The organism is Bryocella sp. (assembly GCF_058498515.1).
This window is the reverse complement of the sequence record NZ_JBMHYI010000019.1, coordinates 64,123-80,652: the sequence shown is the minus strand read 5'-3', so window position 1 is coordinate 80,652 and position 16,530 is coordinate 64,123. Positions and strand designations below refer to the sequence as shown.

Below are 16,530 nucleotides of genomic sequence, written 5' to 3'. Positions count from 1 at the left end.
GCGGCCTTCTTCTCGTCTCGCCAGCGACCCTGCTCTGCGAGCAACAAACCTCGCTCCTGGGTGCCTGAAGACCTCACGCCTCTACAGCTCATCTCTACCCCACCTCTCCGCATGAATCGCAGGCTGCTCCACCCCACCTCCGCGCTATCCTTGTCTTCGAGGACACAAGATGCAGCCCAAAGTTGGCGAACTCGTAGCAGACTTCACCCTTCCCGATCAGGACGGCGACAGCATCTCGCTCTCGCAGTTCAAGGGCTCGCCCGTGGTCCTCTTCTTCTATCCCCGCGCCGACACCCCTGGCTGCACCATCGAGGCCTGCGGTTTCCGCGACTCCTTCGCCAAGCTCAAGAAGGCCGGCGTCGTCGTGCTCGGCATCTCCCGTGACACCGTGAAGAAGCAGAAGAAGTTTGCCCAGAAGTACGACATCCAGTACCCGCTCCTCGCCGATGATGAGATGACCCTCATCAAGGGCTGGGGCCTGCTAGTGAACAAGACCATGTACGGTAAGCCCGTCACCGGCGTCGCCCGCACCACCTTCATCATTGGCCCCGACGGCAAGCTCGTTCACATCTTCGAGAACGTCAAGCCCGAAGGCCACGCCGAAGAAGTACTCGCCCTCTTGAAGGAATAAGCCTAAGCCTCTGCACAAGTCCCAGTTTTGTCAGGGCGGGACTTTAGTCCCGCCGTAGACGGCAATGACTGGAGCGCGGCTTTAGCCGCCGAGGGAACGGCTGAGACTCGATCAGACCTTCCCTAAAGAAAAGTAGGAGACAGCACGCCGCGCAACGATGCTCACCTCGCACCTCACCAATGACCTCCTGCTCACCGGCGCGCTCGCAGGACTCAGCGCCACGCTGGTCAATGGCTGCCTGCGCCCCGAGTCCCAGATCTTCGGCCGAACCATCGTCGCCGGCAAGGATCCCCTGCAGGCCGCGCTCACCTACGACGACGGCCCCAACGACGCCGTCACCTACGACCTGCTCGAGCTCCTCGCCCAGCACAACACCCGCGCCACCTTCTTCATGATCGGCAAGTACGTGCGCCAGCGTCCCGACATGGTCCGAGCCGTGCACAACGCCGGACACCTCATCGGCAACCACACCATGTCCCACCCCTGGCTCGCCTGGCAGAGCACAGCCCGCATCCGCCAAGAGCTCGCCGACTGTAACCACGCGCTCGAAGACGCCCTCGGAGCTCCGGTGCACTACATGCGCCCGCCCCACGGCGCGCGCCGCCCTGCCGTCATCCGCATCGCGCGAGACCTCGGCCTCAAGGTCGTCCAGTGGAATGTCATGGGCTGGGACTGGGAGCCCATCGGCGTCGAAGGCATCCTCAAGAACATCGAAGGCGGCCTCCGCCGCGCCCGCTCCTGGGGCCGCGGAGCCAACATACTCCTCCACGACGGTTCTGACATCGACATGGGCTTCGACCGCTCCGACTCCGTCACTGCCACCGCGCGCCTCCTCCAGCGCTTCTCCGCCGAAGGCCGCAGCTTAGTCACCGTGGACGCGTGGGGATAAGACGCTGCAGCGCGCCTTTCGGCCTGCCCACGCGTTTTGGATTGTCTCGATTGTCTTGGGAAGGGAGTGGTGCGCCCGACACGATTCGAACGTGTGACCTACAGCTTCGGAGGCTGTTGCTCTATCCAGCTGAGCTACGGGCGCGCAGGTTAAAGCGTAGCATAATGCCCGTGCTGCGCAGACGGATGTAGCATAGGTCGCATGATGAATCGCTCCACCCTCCCCACTCGTTTCGCTGCGGTCCTCTCTCGTGCTGTTGCTGTTACGGTTCTCATGGCGGCCACAGCCGGCGCCCAGATGCAGATGCCCGCCCAGGGCAATGGCAAGCCACCGCTTTCTCCTCCCGCGAAGGCCGAAGTCACGCTGGACGGCAAGAGCATCACCCTCAAATACAGTGCTCCGTCGATCCGCGGACGCGTCATCATGGGCGGCCTTGTCCCCTACGGCCAGGTGTGGCGCACCGGCGCCAACGAAGCCACCAGCCTCGTCACCGAAGGGCCGCTGAAGATCGGCGACCTCTCCGTCCCCGCCGGCAGCTACACCCTCTACACCCTGCCCGCGACGGCAGGAACGCCCTGGCAGCTCATCATCAACAAGCAGACTGGCCAGTGGGGAACCGTCTACAAGCAGGAGATGGACCTCGGCCGCACGCCGCTCAGGCATGACGAACTCCACACACCCCAGGAAGTCATGACCCTCAGCTTCGAGAAGACCGGCAAGCACTCCACCGAGCTCCACATCAAGTGGGACAAAGCCGACGAGTGGGTCAAGATCGAAGCGAAGTAAGATGGCTGGCAAATACAACTGAAAACTGCAAACGCGGGGTTCGCCGTGTGCGCGGTGTCTCGCAAATGAGATGGTCTAGTCACCGCGCCGCGTAACTCCGCGAACGCTGCGAACACCGCGTTCGCAGTTCCCGTTGATAGCACAACTCATCCGCTGAGCTACAGGCGATTGACGACCCGCGCGATGCCGTCTCGCAGTGACACAACGTTGAAGTTCAGCACGTAACCGAGCCGTCGGTTCGAGAGCCGCAGGTACGAGAGCAACTGAGCCCGATGCACGGGTGCGATTGCCTCTACGGACTTGATCTCGAGGATCAGCTGGCTCGCAATCAGGATATCCAGGCGGTACCCAACGTCGGCCAGCTTGTGACCGGCATACACAAGTGGCACCGGAACTTCCAGTTGCGTCTCAAGCCCAGCCTGCAAGAGCTCAAATGCAAGGCATGCTTTGTAGGAACTTTCCAGCAAACCTGGGCCGAGCGCGGAATGCACCTTGAATGCGCAGTCGAGCGCGATGGTTCCGAGACGGTTCAACTCTGCTTCGTCCACGCGGAATCTCTTTTCAGTTCTAACTGACCGCTACCACTCCTTCGCAGCACTCTCCGGTGTCAGCTTCACTCCCGCCGCCGGAGCCTTCCAGCGCAGGATCGGCTTCCGCGCCGCCGCTGTCTCGTCCAGCCGCCGCAGCCGCGTCGTATGCGGCGCCGTCTTCACGAACTCCGGATTCTCCTCCGCCTCGCGCGCAATCTGCTTCAGCGCATCGATCAGCAAATCCAGCTCTTCCTTCGACTCCGACTCCGTCGGCTCGATCATCATCGCCCCGCTCACTACGAGAGGGAAGCTCACCGTGTACGCATGGAAGCCGTAGTCGATCAACCGCTTGCCCATGTCGCCCGTCTTCACGCCGTTCTTCGCCTGCAGCTTGTCGCTGAACACCACCTCATGCAGCGATGCCGACTTATACGGCAGGTCGAACGTCCCCTCCAGGCCCTTGCGAATGTAGTTTGCGTTGAGCACCGCATCCTCGGTGGTCTGGCGCAGCCCGTCTGGCCCATTGGCCAAAATGTAAGCCAGCGCGCGAACGAACATCCCGAAGTTGCCGTACCAGGCCTTCACGCGACCCACAGACTGAGGCCGGTTGAAGTCCAGGCCCAACAAACCGTTCTCGCGCTCGACGACAACCGGCGTCGGCAGGAACGGCTCCAGGATCTTCTTGCAAGCCACCGGTCCCGAACCCGGACCACCACCACCATGCGGCGTCGAGAACGTCTTGTGCAGGTTCAGGTGCATCACGTCGACGCCGAAATCGCCCGGCCGCGTCTTGCCGCACAGCGCATTCATGTTCGCGCCGTCCATGTACAGCAGCGCACCCTTCGCATGCAGGATGTCCGCAATCTTGTGGATGTCCGACTCGAACACGCCGATGGTCGAAGGGTTCGTCAGCATCAGCGCCGCGATGTCCTCGTTCACCATCTTCTCGAGCTCAGCCAGGTCGACCATGCCCTTCTCGTTCGACTTCAGATTCGCAATCTGGTAGCCGCACACCGCCGCCGTCGCCGGGTTCGTCCCATGCGCCGAGTCCGGAATCAAAATCTTCTTCCGAGCATTGCCCTGCGCCTCGTGATACGCCCGCGCCAGCAGAATCCCCGTGAACTCACCATGCGCGCCCGCCGCCGGCTGCAGCGTGATCGTGTCCATCCCCGTGATCTCGATCAGGCAATCGGACAGCATCTTCATGATGCCCAGCGCGCCCTGCGACAACGACTCCGGCTGATACGGATGAGCCTCCGCAAGGCCCTCAAGCCGAGCCACCAACTCGTTGATGCGCCCGTTGTACTTCATCGTGCACGACCCCAGCGGATACATGCCCAGGTCGATCGCATAGTTCCACGTCGAAAGCCGCGTGAAGTGCCGCACAATCTCAATCTCGGAGAGCTCCGGCATCACGCCCAGCCCATCTGTACGCGTCGCCTCGCCCAGCAGCGACGAAGCATCCACCGCCGGAACATCCAGCTCCGCCAGCCGATACCCCTTCTTGCCCGGTGACGACTTCTCGAAGATCAAATCTTCGTTCTGATTGACATGCGTCGTCGCCTTCTTCGGCGTTCCAATGAACTTATCTGACATGGTCATCCTGCCTTGCCGGGCCTCGGAAGCGTTTACAGATGCGCTGTGGGCCAACCCCTTAAGGGTCTCACATCTCCGCAATTTCATCTCGCCGCACGTTCGTGTAGCGGTGCGCAAGTGCACCGGTTTTTCCACCGCATAAGGGGTGAACGACAAGGTTCCCCCGCCTCTCGCGAGTCGCAGTGCGAGCGTCTAATCGAAGCAACGCATGCAGTAGCCATGCACGCCGTTATGCCAGTCGTGGCAGCTCTCTGCCTCTCCGCCGGGTGATTCACTGCGCGAGTGTCCCGCACCTCGCTTGCCTCCCCGGGAACCTCCGCTCACAGCCTCACCGCTCACAGCCCCACGGAGACACACCCATGGAACTCTGGACCGATTACGAAGGCCGCACCGTTGCCGGCGAATACAAACTCGAGAAGCTCCGCCGCTCCGAAGGCCGCAACGGCTTCTTCTCCACCGCCGACGCCCAAGGCCACGCCGCCGTCATCCGCCTCACCGAGGCCCACTACGACGAAGAAGCCCAGCTCAATCGCTGGCGTCGCGTCGCAGAGACCCGCCAGCAGTTCCTCATCGGCATCGAAAAAGTCGGCCGCACCGAGCTCGAAGGCGTCGCCCTCACCTACGCCCTCATGGAGGCCGACGACGCCGTCCTCTCCGAGGTCCTCGCCGAGCGTCCCCTCACCGCACCGGAAACCTTGCAGGTCGCGCTCTCCGTCAGCTCCGCGCTCGCCGCGCTCCACGCCCGCAACCTCGTCCACGAGCACGTCAACGCCGACAACGTCCTCGCCGTTGGCGAAACCGTCAAGCTCCGCAGCGACTGCGTCCGCGAGTGCGTCGAAGATGGCGAGTTCGTCTCCGCCGAGCAGGTCGCCGCCACCCGCCAGAAGGACCTCCACGACCTCGGCACGCTGCTCCTCCGCTGCCTCACGCTCGAGTCCGAGCTCAAGCCCGGCACCCGCCTGCCCGAGCCTTTCCCCCGCATCATCCCCGCCGCCCTCGAAGGCTCCACGACCTTCGAGAAGATCGTCGCCATCATCGCCCCTCCGCCAGCTACGCTGCCCCCGGCACCTCCGCCCAGTGCCGTCGCCGCCGCAGTGACCTCAGCCGCCGCAGCCAGCGCTCCCTCAGCGCCGCTCCAGCAAGCCCTCCCACTCACCCCCACCATGCCCCTCCATCGTGAAGACGAAATGGAAGAGCTGGACCCCGACTCCGACGAGGAGAACTCTCTGCTCTCCCGTCTCCCCAGGAACTGGGCCATCTACACCGCTGCAGCCCTCGTGCTGCTCTTCATCGTCTGGCACTTCGCAGGAAGCAAGAAGCCCGCGAGTCCTGCCGCCGCGCCCGCAACAACAGCCGCAACTTCGCCGACGACTGTCCCCGCCCAGCCCGTGCAGGTAGTCGTCCACCACGTCAATCAGGCCGCTCAGCCCGAGACGCCACAGCCCACCTCCGCGATGGTGGAAGCCGCCAACGCCGCATCCGCGCCCGCAACCCTGGTGCCGTCAGCTCCCGGCTGGCACGTCATCGCCTACACCTTCCACCGCCAGGACCAGGCCCAGTCCCGCGCCAACGCCATTGCCGCAAAACACCCTAGCCTTCACCCCCAGGTCTACAGCCCGACAGGCGGATCACCGTATCTAGTCAGCCTCGGAGGAACCCTGTCCGAACGCGAAGCGCAGCAGCTCGTCCGCACCGCTCGCCACGAAGGTCTCCCCCGCGACACCTTCGCCAGAAACTACCGCCGCTAAGATGGGGTGGCAATCCGGTTGCCCCGGATCCCTCAACGGACCCGGAGGACCCGACGCCGCACACCTCAAACCTCCAGCCCGCATCGCGGGCGCCCTCGTCCCCTCATCGCTCTACAGAAAACAGAACCCGCAAGACGACGGCAGGGCAGGGCTTCAGCCGCCATCAAACGCCGCGAAACATTGTGCCTTAGCCCCGAGGAACCAAATGCAAAAGGGGCCGGATCCCCGGCCCCTTTGGGACATGACTTTCTCCTGAGCTAAAACTCTTCTTCGTCAGTGCCACTGCCATCTTCTGAATAACTGCCAGTCTCCGGCCCGTCAAGATCTTCTTCGCGCAGACTCACCGCAAGCACCACCCCGGAGACAAACTCAATCGTCAGCGAGTCCAGCTCCTCGAGCGCGGCCTTCTCCACCGTCTGCCCAATCTGCGAGCACAATGCGTTCCGATACTCCGGCTCGCCATACGCAATCGAAAAATCCGGGAACAGCACATGCGGCCACACATACAGCGTGAACATCGGCCCCTGTCCCGCATCGCCAAACCGCAGCCGCACGTGGTCCGTCACAAACTCGACCGCAGATAACTCCGTGCCTTCAATCTCGCTGATGTCCATGCCCGTCTCTCTCGTACAACGCAGAACGTACAACGTACAACGCGAAAGGTTCTACGTGACAGCTACAACGCTGCGCTCACCGCGTCCATCTGCACCTTCGTCGTTAACTCCGTAGCGCACCACAAGCTCGCGCCCTCACCCAACTCCGGATACCACTTCGCCAGCGACAAGCCGCCAATGATCTTCTTGCCCAGCAGCTTGGCATTCACCGCGTCGGCAGCTGCAGGCAATGCAACCGCAAACTCATTGAAGCTAGGCCCCGAGAAGATCTTCTTCGCTCCAGCCTTCTCCAGCGAGCTCTTCAAATAAGCCGCCTTCGCCAGGTTCTGCTCCGCCAGTTCCTTCAATCCCTGCTTGCCCATCACCGTCATGTAGATGGTCACCATCAGCGACACCAGCGCCTGGTTCGTGCAGATGTTGCTGGTCGCCTTCTCGCGCCGGATGTGCTGCTCGCGAGTGCTCAGCGTCAGCACGAACCCGCGCTTGCCATCCATGTCCTTGGTCTCGCCGCACAGGCGTCCCGGCATCTGCCGCAGGAACTTCTCCTTGCACGCCAGCACCCCGCAGTACGGCCCGCCATAGCCCACGGCCACGCCAAAGCTCTGGGCCTCCAGCACGACGATGTCCGCTTCGCTCGGAGCCTTCACAATGCCAAGGCTAAGCGCCTCATTGATCGACACCACCAGCAGCGCACCCTTCGAGTGCACCAGCTCCGCAATCGCCGCCACGTCCTCGATCACGCCAAAGAAGTTCGGCGAGCCAATCACCACGCAAGCCGTATCCGGAGTGATCGCAGCCTCCAGCGCAGCCATGTCGACGCGCCCCGTGGCCTTGTCGAATGCGGCCTCCGTGACACCGATCTCCTGGTGCTGCACGGTCGTCTTCAGCACCTCGCGAAACTCCGGATGCACACTCCTCGCGACCACCGCGTTGTTGCGCCCGGTCACGCGCACCGCCATCATCACGGCCTCCGCGCATCCGGTCGACCCGTCATACATCGACGCGTTCGCAATCTCCATGCCCGTCAGCTCGCAGATCATCGTCTGGAACTCGAACGTAGCCTGCAGCGTGCCCTGCGCAATCTCCGGCTGGTATGGCGTGTAGCTGGTCAAAAACTCGCCACGCTGCACCAGCGAATCAATCACCACCGGCCGATAGTGCCGATACGCACCCGCACCCAGGAAGCTCGCATACGGCGTCGCCGGCTGCGCCTTCGCAATGTCGCCATCGGCAATGTTCGCCGCGAACGCACGGAAGCGATCGAGCACCTCGCTCTCCGCATGTTGCCGCGGAATATTCAGGTCGCGAGTAAGCCGGTACTCCTCAGGAATCGAGGTAAACAGGGCATCGATGTTGTCGACACCGATCTCAGCAAGCATCGCTTCACGGTCGGCAGGGGACTTCGGTAGGTAACGCATGATGCGAGTGGTTCTCCGTTCTCAGTTCGCCGTTGTCCGATGAGCCGCCCTCATCACCGGAGAACGGACAACGAAGAACGGACAACGTCTTTAGTGTCCGGTCTCTTCCGCAACGAACTTCTCATAGTCCGCAGCAGACAACATCGCGCTGGCTTCATCCGCGCTCTTCACCGCGACCTTGATGATCCACGTCGTGTTCGCATCCGCGTTCAGCGTCTCCGGAGTCTTGTTCAGCGCTTCATTGATCTCCGTCACCACGCCCGTCACCGGCGAGTACAGGTCGCTGACCGCCTTCACGCTCTCCACCGAACCAAACGTCGATCCGGCCTCAAGCTCCTGCCCCACCTTCGGCAGCTCGATGAACACGATGTCGCCCAGCGAGCTCTGCGCGTAATCGGTAATGCCAATGGTGGCGTTCTCGCCTTCGAGCAGCAGCCACTCGTGCGACTTCGCGTACTTGTAGTTCTCGGGATAGCTCATGGACTGATAGGTCTCCAAGGAAATTGTAGTAGAGCCGAGGCTCTGGATGCTGGAAGTCAATCCTCCCAGAGGTGTTGCCTTTGCTGTCGCTGCTTTTGTTGCTGCTTTTCTCGTTGTCATCCTCGAAGAGGATCTGCCGTTGCTCCGAGCCGTTACGAAAGCGCCGTGGAAACCCCTTGTGTACCTTGGCGTCCTTCGTGCCTTCGTGTTCTCTTTTACGAACCCGACAACGGAGCCGTCACCGCCGGAGTAGCCTTCGCCCGCTTATAAAACGGCGTAGGCACCACCACCGCCTTGTTCAGCGCTCCACGAATCTCCACCGCGACCTCAGTCCCCACCGCCGTGTACGCCACCGGGACATACGCCAGCGCAATATTCTTCTTTAGGAACGGCGAAGGCGAGCCCGACGTCACCTCGCCAATCTTCTGCCCATCCAGCGTCAGCACGGGATAGCCGTCGCGCCCAATGCCACGGTCCACCATCTCCAGGCCCACCAGCTTGCGCGCAGGACCACCCGCCGCCTGCACCTTCTCCAGCGCGTCCTTGCCGACGAAGTCCGTCCCCTTATCGAGCTTGCAGTACCGGCCGAGATTGGCCTCAAACACATTGATCGTGTCCGAGATCTCATGCCCATACAGCGCCATCGCAGCCTCCAGCCGCAGTGTGTTCCGCGCGCCCAGCCCGCATGGGATGATCCCAAACTCCGCGCCCGCTTCCAGCACCTCGCCCCACACGCGGCTGCTCGTCGGCTCATCGCTGGGGATGTAAATCTCGAACCCATCCTCGCCCGTGTAGCCCGTCCGTGCGATCAGCGTGTTGTGGCAGCCGCACACCGTCCCCCACGTAAACCAGTAGTTCTTGATCGGCGTAAGGTCCGCGCCCGTCAGCTTCTGCAGCGTCTCCTTCGCCTTCGGCCCCTGGATCGCCAGCTGCGTGTAGTAGTCGCTCACATCCATGATGTGCACGCCGCTCATCCCGCCGATCACCTTGCGCACCCAGCTGATGTCCTTCTCCCGCGTGCCCGCGTTGATCACGATCAGGAAGTCGTTCTCGCCCAGCTTGTGCAGCACCACGTCGTCGACAAACGTACCCTCCGGCGTCAGCATCGCCGAGTAGTGCGCCTGGCCCACCTGCAGCTTGCTCGCATCGTTCATCAGCAGCTTCTGCACCGCCGCCAGCGAGTTCGGCCCGCGCAGCTGAATGTCCCCCATGTGCGACACGTCGAACACGCCCACGCCCGTCCTCACCGCCATGTGCTCGGCAATCAGCCCGGAGTACTGCACGGGCATATCCCATCCGCCAAAATCGACCATCTTGGCCTTATGAGCGCGGTGCGTGGCATTCAGCGCCGTACGGCGCAGCGAGGGAGCGTAGGTAGTCACTTCAGCCATCGGGATTCCTTCTTGCTTGTGAGCTTGCGTAAATGCAGGGCGGTGCGAACGCGCTCCTTCTAGCATGCCTGAGGGAACCGCCGGAACGGAAGGGAGTCCGCCAGGACAGAACGATATTCGCGAAGCGCCAGCCTATCGTGCAGCAGCACCACTCGTCACGAAAGCTCCTCCGCTTTTCCTCAACGCTCGAGACCTCATCGCTCAAAGCTCAACAGCACCCCCCGACCGGCAATCACTCCGGATACCCACGGTCCCCGGTCACCCCCGGCAGGATTCGGGTGCCCCGCGGTCCGGATTCTCAAACCCTGCTCTCGAGGCAACGAGTCCACGAAGCACTCGAAACTCGCAGCCCAGAACTCAAAACCCGAACGCGCCTTCTTGTTTTTCGTGTCCCCGAACTCCTGCCGGCGCAGCCGGACCGCACCCACCCATACTGTGTCATCTCGACCGGACGCTGAGCGAGCGCAGCGAGTTGAAGCGGAAGTGGAGAGACCTGCTTCTTTACTGGTGACGGCTGTCGGCGACGCCGTCCTAGCTCCGCTCTCTCCGGCTAGCCCGAACAAAGTTCGACAAGCAGAAATAGCTCAGCACCACCACCATCACCGCAATCATCCAGGCACCCGCCCACGCGCTCGACAACACCGGCGCGCGAAAGTTCGCCCGCAGCGCCCACAACCCGCGCCCCATGCCAAACGCCAGCAGCCCGAAGAAGCTCCCCGTTACCTGCAGCATCACTACGCCGGTCGCCTTCTTCACCGGCCCCATCACCGACCGGCTGGCGTACTTTCCTGCCTGAAGAACTTGCCCCACACGCTGCGGATTGACCGCCCGAGGCGCCGCAAACGGCTGCGCAGCTCGCGGTGCAGACTGAGTCTGTTGCGACGGAGCCGGCTGAGACGAAGCCGGCGAACCCGAAGCCGGCCTAGCAGCCGCCGCACCAGGACTCGGTGTAGTCGCCGCATCCACCGCCGCCGCCAGCGACTTCGCCGCATGACGCGCGCCATACCCTAGTGCCCGGCCAAATCGAACCCTATCCATCGCCCCTTCAGTGTACCGGCACGGCAGAACCCAACGATGCCTCCACCCACGCCCCGTTTTGTCGGGGCTGCACAAGTCCCCGCCTTGTCAGGGCGGGACTTCGGTCCCGCCATCGAGAAACGAATCGCGAAGAGGCTTCCGCTGCTGAGGGAACTTTCCGTACCGGTCGGGGGCCCGGGGACTGCCGCAACCGTCGGCATGCGAATCTTCAGTTCTTGGTTTTTCAAAAGTTCGCCCGCGCCCCACCGCGTCAACCGATTCCCAGGGAAGACCAGGCCTCTCAAGACATCCGGGTACCGACGATAGTACATTCGCGAAACGCGATGGCCGCAGTTTGCATCAGACCGGCTAGAGCACTTCTCCTGTAGGCGTTACGCGGGATTCGATTGCGATGAGCGTTTTCTCCAACGAAAACGCCGCGGCACGCCACCTTCGGGAGACCCAGTAACAGGAGAAGTGCTCTAGATTAGTTTTGTGACGAAGACTTCGGGCTGCGAAGAGGGATGGGCGATGAAGAAGATGGTATGGGCGGTCGGCGGTTTGTGTGCAGCAGCAGCAGGGTTCCTGGTCCTCGGCGGACGCCGCCGGCAGCCCGTAGAAGAATTGGCGCATCGCCTCGAAGCCGCCTGGGCCGACCACCACACCCAGGTCTAGGTATCGAGATATTCCGCATCACCCAGGAAGTGTCATTTCGACCGTAGCGGGGACAGTTTCATCGTCCCCGCGTAGTGGAGAAACCTGCTTCTTTGCCAGCATCGGCAGACAGCGCACACGCAAGCAACCGCGCTGCAGGTTCGCTTAGGTGTCCTGATGCGTCTCGGCCGGCTCGCGATGGGCGCTCTCTACCTCGCCGCTGGCATCGCGCATTTCATCTTCACGCGCACCTACGAAGCCATCATGCCGGACTACCTCCCGGCCCACCACGCGCTCGTCCTCTTCAGCGGAGCCGCGGAGATCGCCGGCGGCCTCGGCATCCTTCTCCCCCACGCCAAGCTGAACCGCACCGCCGCCTGGGGCATCATCCTTCTGCTGATCGCCGTCTTTCCCGCCAACCTCTGGATGGTCCAGCACCCCGAGCGCTTCCCCAACATCCCGCCCTGGGCGCTCGGGCTCCGGCTCCCGTTGCAAGCCGTTCTCCTCGCCTGGGCCTTCCGCTACGCCTGCCGCGCCACATCGACCGCCGCATAAGGAACCCCTGAACAAGTCCCTGTTTTGTCAGGGCGGGACTACAGTTCCGTCGCAAGTGCCTTGCTTGCGATCCCGCTTTTGCCGCCGAGGGAAGATTCGGGCCGCACATCAGCCCCTTCAAATCTACGTAGGCTTCCTGTCTACGATCCCTGATTCTTCACTCTCAGCGTCCGGATCATTTTGAAGACATCTCTGAAGCAGAGAACCCCAACCAGCAGGACGATTGTCGCGCTGATCAAGCCTCCGAGAGCTATCGCAGCCTCCAGTCTGTGCAATTCTGCTGGATCCCCGGCGCGCGGCATACCAAGGTAGCCAAGAAGAAATGGCTGTGCGAGCGTCCCTCTCCAGACAGGGAGTAGAAGGAGTCCGGCCGCCATGCAGATCAAACCGAACGTGGCCTCTATCAGCGACCGAAAGATGAGAAGGGCTCTTTTCACCCGACTATCGTTTCAGGCACTCCACAGAGTTGCAAGGTGGGATTAACAACGCCTCCCGCCTAACCCCACTAGTACCCCATATGGTGCAGATACAGCACCACGCAGCTAGCCAGCAGGCAGTAGATCCCAAACAGATACCACTTACCGCTCTCCAGCCAGGAGCTCAACCACTTCAGCCCGGCCAGCCCCGCCAGGAACGCCAGCACCATCCCTATCAGCGCACCCATCAGGCTCGCGTGCAGGTCGATCGGCGTCCCCGCCGCCGCAGCTTCATGCGAAGCCTTCAGTAGCCGCAGCGCCTCGCGAGCAACCACCGCCGGAGTAAGAATCACCGCCAGCGCAAACGAGAACCGCTCCGCCCGCTCCCGCGCCGCGCCCACCAGCATGCCCGCCGAAATCGTCGAGCCCGACCGCGAGAACCCGCGGAAGGGAAGCGATAGCCCCTGCACCGCGCCAATCCATCCCGCCTGCGCAAACGTCACATTCTCGCCCGTGCGCGAAAGCCGCTCGTAGTCCGCCTTCACTGCCTTCTCGGCGGTACGTTCCCGCAGACCCGCCCACAGGATCAGCAGTCCCACCGCGAACAGCGCATATCCCACCAGGTCCAGCCGCCCGAACAGCTCCTCGATCTCCGCCTTCGGTGCGTTCGGAAACGCCAGGTGCGCGATCACCTTCTGCAGCGGATACCCGATGATCCCCGTCAGCGCCGTCGCCCACACCGCCCGCACCGCGAACCGCGAAAACGCATTCGCACTCGAAAAATACGTCCGCATCCACTGCTTCCAGAAGTAAACGATCACCGCAAACATCGTGCCCGTATGCAGCATCACCAGCAGCAGCGTCATCTCCGGCGAGCTCGGGTCGAGCCCCATCAGCTTTTCGGCAGTAACCACGTGAGCCGAGCTCGAGATAGGCAACAGTTCGGCAAGTCCCTGGACAATCGCCAGGATCAGGATTTTGAGAAGAGACATACCGGGATTCTAGCGGAGGAGCCTTAGCGAAGCATGAATCTCTTGGTTCCCGCGATGACTGTTCGGTGACGCCAACGATCCGGGTGCCCCACTTCTCGCTTTTGAGAAGTGGGTTCGCAGGATGTCGGGTGATTCCAAGCAGCCCTAACGCGAAGAGCCAACGGCGCAGCCGCTGACTCGCTAAAGGCGAAGCCGCAGGCCCGCTAACGGTATCGCCGCTACCTAGCTCCGGTCATTCCCATAAATCGGAATCCCCTGGCCCACCCGAAACGCAACCGACATCGCCCGCGCCGTCCAGTCCGAATCCGGATACTTCCGCTTCATGTCATCCGCAATCGACTGGCAGTTCTTCGCCGCATCCTGGCTGCGCTTCGTATTGTCGTCGACGAGGTACAGCGTCACCAGCGCACCCTGCCGATACGCCGCCTGGTACATCGCTTCGGCCGACTTCGGCCCGCCCGCATACTGGCTCGCGTACTTCAGGTACAGGTTCGTTTCCATCTCCGGACACTTCGGCAGCCCCTGCCAGTCGCCGCACAGCTTGTCGTCGATCAGGTCATACGCCGCCTTGGCCGCCTGCGGCGTCTGCGGAAAGTATTTCATCACTTTCTTAAGCTCGCCGTCATACAGCCGCGGACGCAAAAACGCATCCTGCTCCCGCGCGCTCGGCAGCGTGGAAATATCCGCCTTGTCGATCTGCCACCGAATGTCCGCCGACCGATACGCCGCCTCCGCCGCCAGCGGAGAGTTCGGAAAGTAGTCCGCCACGCGCCGATACAACAGGTGCGCCGCGCTCGCCGCATCTTTCGGAGGATGCGGCTCCGCCGCCTCCGCCTCCAGCTGCGCCGCATACCCGAAGATCAGCGCATCGCCATTCGGCGTCGTAGGCCCCACAATCCCCTTATCGCGAATCCACCCCGAGCTCGGATCAGGATTCTCCCCCGGCTCCGTAAACTCCGGCTTCGAGTCCTCATCCGAGTCCTCCTTCGCATCGGTGTTCGCCAGCACGCTCACCCAAGGCCCGTTATGAGCCATCACCACCACCTCATGCCCTGCCGTCACCGTCGAGATCGGAGGCGTCGTGGCATCGGCCATCGTGTACAGGTTCGCCGTATGCAGCACCGTAGCCCGCGCCGACCGGTCATACCCCGAAAGCTGATCGTCCCGCTTCGGCTTCTTCTGCGCCGAGGCACAAAGAACCATCGCGCCAACCATCGCCAGCGCAACCACACGCGAAGCACTCGTAGCTCCCAGCTCAAAGCTCTTAACTCGAACGCGCATTCTTGCCTCTCCGCCCTGCCGGGCTAACGCTGTGCGAAGCTCCGGAGCAACGCGTGAAGCTCTGGCTACTGGAAGCTGGCTAACTGGAAACTGAAAGAGCTCCCAGCTCCGAACCGCCGAGAACTGACAACGGACACCGGAGAACGCACAACGCACCGCCCTCTTAGACGTGTGCCGCCGCACTCTCGTTCTCCAGCGTCTCCCGCAGACTCGGCTCCAAATTCCCACCCGACACCACCACCACAATCCGCTTCGCCTTCGGCAACGCATCCTGCCGATACAGCGCCGCCGCCAGCGTCACCGCTCCGCTCGGCTCCGCCACAATGTCGGTAGCCGTTAGATAAAGCTTCAGCGCACTCCGGATATCCGCCTCATTCACCGTGATGATGTTGTCCACAAACTTCAGGATGTGCTCGAAGTTCAGCACCCCCAGCGACTGCGTCCGCAGCCCATCGCACAGCGTCCGCGTCGTCTTCGCCGCCGGCCACTCCACCAGCGTCTTCGTCCGAAAGCTCTCCTGGGAATCACCGGCGAGCTCAGGCTCAATGCCATACACGACCGGAGCAGCATGCCCCGCAGCTTCGCTAGCCAGCTTGATCCCCGTAGCAATCCCCGAAAGCAGCCCTCCACCAGACACGGGGCTCAGCACCAGCGTGGCATCATCCGGCGCCTCGCCGGTAAGCTCGGCGAGTTGTTCGAGGATCTCCAACCCGCAAGTAGCCTGCCCCGCAATGATCGACGGGTGATCGTACGGCGGAATCATCGAGTACCCATGCGCCGCCTCCAGCTCCTCCGCCTTGATCTTCCGGTCGCTCGAAGCCGGCCCGACGAACACAATCTCCGCTCCCAGCGCCTCGGTCGCCGCAATCTTCACCTTCGGCGCATTGTCCGGCATCACGATCACCGCCTTGGACCCCAGCGCCCGCGCCGCATACGCCACTCCCTGCGCATGGTTCCCGCTCGAGTACGTAATCACCCCGCGCTGCAGCGCGGCTGGAGGCAGTTGGGCAACGGTGTTGAACGCCCCCCGCAGCTTGAAGCTCCCAATCGGCTGCTTGCTCTCATCCTTCAACCAGATCTCCGGAAAGTCCGCCGACACAGCAAAGCCGGCCGCACCCAGCCGCGCCAGGTCCAGCCGCACCAGCGGTGTACGAACAGCAGTTCCAGCAATACGGTCTTTCGCCGCAAGAATGTCGGAGAGTTCCAGATAGGCAGGCATGGAGAAAGTATAGTGACCCACACCACGGCGGAGCCAACCTGCGCAGTACTGGCATCTGGCAATCTGGCATCTGGCAACTCGAAACTCCCAGCTCAAGACTCCCAGCTCATTCGCGCATTGTTCTCCCTCAACCCCACCCCCGCCCGCGAATCACCCAAGCTGTGTCATCTCGACCGGAGCAGGACGGCCTCATCGTCCCGCGCAGTGGAGAGATCTGCTTCTCACGCCGCCACGAAACCGGGTGCCCCGGGTCCGGACTCTCGGACCCGGGCTAGCGTAGCGACGATGTGGACGGGAGCCTCAATATCCCCGG

Annotated in this window: 16 protein-coding genes and 1 tRNA gene; 6 read left to right on the top strand and 11 right to left on the bottom strand. The window is 62.6% G+C overall.

Annotated features, from left to right (window positions below; genetic code table 11):
• Window positions 1–169 precede the first annotated feature (169 nt).
• On the top strand, window positions 170–631 hold the full coding sequence (bcp, locus tag AC5E6W_RS05155; protein ID WP_491751194.1) for a thioredoxin-dependent thiol peroxidase: 462 nt from the start codon (window positions 170–172) through the stop codon (window positions 629–631).
• Between the two features lie 157 nt (window positions 632–788).
• Window positions 789–1,520: a polysaccharide deacetylase family protein gene (locus AC5E6W_RS05150; RefSeq protein WP_491751193.1), complete on the top strand. Its 732-nt coding sequence runs from the start codon at window positions 789–791 to the stop codon at window positions 1,518–1,520.
• A gap of 67 nt (window positions 1,521–1,587) precedes the next feature.
• Here AC5E6W_RS05150 and AC5E6W_RS05145 read toward each other — a convergent pair.
• Window positions 1,588–1,664 (bottom strand) — tRNA-Arg (locus tag AC5E6W_RS05145).
• Between the two features lie 57 nt (window positions 1,665–1,721).
• Between AC5E6W_RS05145 and AC5E6W_RS05140 the strand changes: the two genes are divergently transcribed.
• The gene (locus AC5E6W_RS05140) at window positions 1,722–2,306 is read left to right on the top strand and encodes a DUF2911 domain-containing protein (protein ID WP_491751192.1); all 585 of its coding nucleotides are present in this window, start codon (window positions 1,722–1,724) and stop codon (window positions 2,304–2,306) included.
• Between the two features lie 158 nt (window positions 2,307–2,464).
• On the opposite strand, the gene AC5E6W_RS05135 is transcribed toward AC5E6W_RS05140, so the two are convergent.
• Window positions 2,465–2,854: a GxxExxY protein gene (locus tag AC5E6W_RS05135; RefSeq protein WP_491751191.1), complete on the bottom strand. Its 390-nt coding sequence runs from the start codon at window positions 2,852–2,854 to the stop codon at window positions 2,465–2,467.
• A gap of 30 nt (window positions 2,855–2,884) precedes the next feature.
• The gene (gcvPB, locus tag AC5E6W_RS05130) at window positions 2,885–4,432 is read right to left on the bottom strand and encodes an aminomethyl-transferring glycine dehydrogenase subunit GcvPB (protein WP_491751190.1); all 1,548 of its coding nucleotides are present in this window, start codon (window positions 4,430–4,432) and stop codon (window positions 2,885–2,887) included.
• A 359-nt stretch (window positions 4,433–4,791) separates the two neighbouring features.
• Here gcvPB and AC5E6W_RS05125 point away from each other — a divergent pair, with 359 nt between their 5' ends.
• Complete coding sequence (locus AC5E6W_RS05125) at window positions 4,792–6,180, top strand: SPOR domain-containing protein (RefSeq protein ID WP_491751189.1); 1,389 nt, start codon at window positions 4,792–4,794, stop codon at window positions 6,178–6,180.
• A 257-nt stretch (window positions 6,181–6,437) separates the two neighbouring features.
• Here AC5E6W_RS05125 and AC5E6W_RS05120 read toward each other — a convergent pair whose 3' ends face one another.
• The 5 genes from AC5E6W_RS05120 to AC5E6W_RS05100 form a co-directional block, all read right to left on the bottom strand.
• A complete protein-coding gene (locus AC5E6W_RS05120) occupies window positions 6,438–6,794 on the bottom strand; it encodes a hypothetical protein (RefSeq protein WP_491751188.1) in 357 nt (118 codons plus the stop codon).
• Between the two features lie 62 nt (window positions 6,795–6,856).
• Entirely contained in the window at window positions 6,857–8,212 is a 1,356-nt protein-coding gene (gcvPA, locus tag AC5E6W_RS05115; RefSeq protein ID WP_491751187.1) for an aminomethyl-transferring glycine dehydrogenase subunit GcvPA, read from the bottom strand.
• Between the two features lie 90 nt (window positions 8,213–8,302).
• Entirely contained in the window at window positions 8,303–8,692 is a 390-nt protein-coding gene (gene gcvH, locus AC5E6W_RS05110) for a glycine cleavage system protein GcvH (RefSeq protein WP_491751186.1), read from the bottom strand.
• A gap of 215 nt (window positions 8,693–8,907) precedes the next feature.
• Window positions 8,908–10,083 carry a glycine cleavage system aminomethyltransferase GcvT gene (gene gcvT, locus AC5E6W_RS05105; RefSeq protein WP_491751185.1) on the bottom strand — a complete coding sequence of 392 codons (1,176 nt, stop codon included), beginning with the start codon at window positions 10,081–10,083 and terminating at the stop codon, window positions 8,908–8,910.
• Between the two features lie 531 nt (window positions 10,084–10,614).
• Window positions 10,615–11,121, bottom strand: a complete 507-nt coding sequence (locus tag AC5E6W_RS05100; RefSeq protein WP_491751184.1) for a hypothetical protein — start codon at window positions 11,119–11,121, stop codon at window positions 10,615–10,617.
• 510 nt (window positions 11,122–11,631) lie between these two features.
• On the opposite strand from AC5E6W_RS05100, the gene AC5E6W_RS05095 reads away from it, so the two are divergent.
• Together AC5E6W_RS05095 and AC5E6W_RS05090 are read left to right on the top strand one after the other, a co-directional pair.
• Window positions 11,632–11,775, top strand: coding sequence for a hypothetical protein (locus AC5E6W_RS05095; protein WP_491751183.1), 144 nt, complete (start codon window positions 11,632–11,634; stop codon window positions 11,773–11,775).
• Between the two features lie 156 nt (window positions 11,776–11,931).
• Complete coding sequence (locus AC5E6W_RS05090; RefSeq protein ID WP_491751182.1) at window positions 11,932–12,309, top strand: DoxX family protein; 378 nt, start codon at window positions 11,932–11,934, stop codon at window positions 12,307–12,309.
• A 505-nt stretch (window positions 12,310–12,814) separates the two neighbouring features.
• On the opposite strand, the gene AC5E6W_RS05085 is transcribed toward AC5E6W_RS05090, so the two are convergent.
• The 3 genes from AC5E6W_RS05085 to AC5E6W_RS05075 form a co-directional block, all read right to left on the bottom strand.
• Window positions 12,815–13,717 carry an undecaprenyl-diphosphate phosphatase gene (locus AC5E6W_RS05085; protein WP_491751181.1) on the bottom strand — a complete coding sequence of 301 codons (903 nt, stop codon included), beginning with the start codon at window positions 13,715–13,717 and terminating at the stop codon, window positions 12,815–12,817.
• A gap of 222 nt (window positions 13,718–13,939) precedes the next feature.
• Window positions 13,940–14,998, bottom strand: a complete 1,059-nt coding sequence (locus AC5E6W_RS05080; RefSeq protein WP_491751180.1) for an outer membrane protein assembly factor BamD — start codon at window positions 14,996–14,998, stop codon at window positions 13,940–13,942.
• 163 nt (window positions 14,999–15,161) lie between these two features.
• The gene (locus AC5E6W_RS05075; protein WP_491751179.1) at window positions 15,162–16,217 is read right to left on the bottom strand and encodes a threonine ammonia-lyase; all 1,056 of its coding nucleotides are present in this window, start codon (window positions 16,215–16,217) and stop codon (window positions 15,162–15,164) included.
• Between the last annotated feature and the right edge of the window lie 313 nt (window positions 16,218–16,530).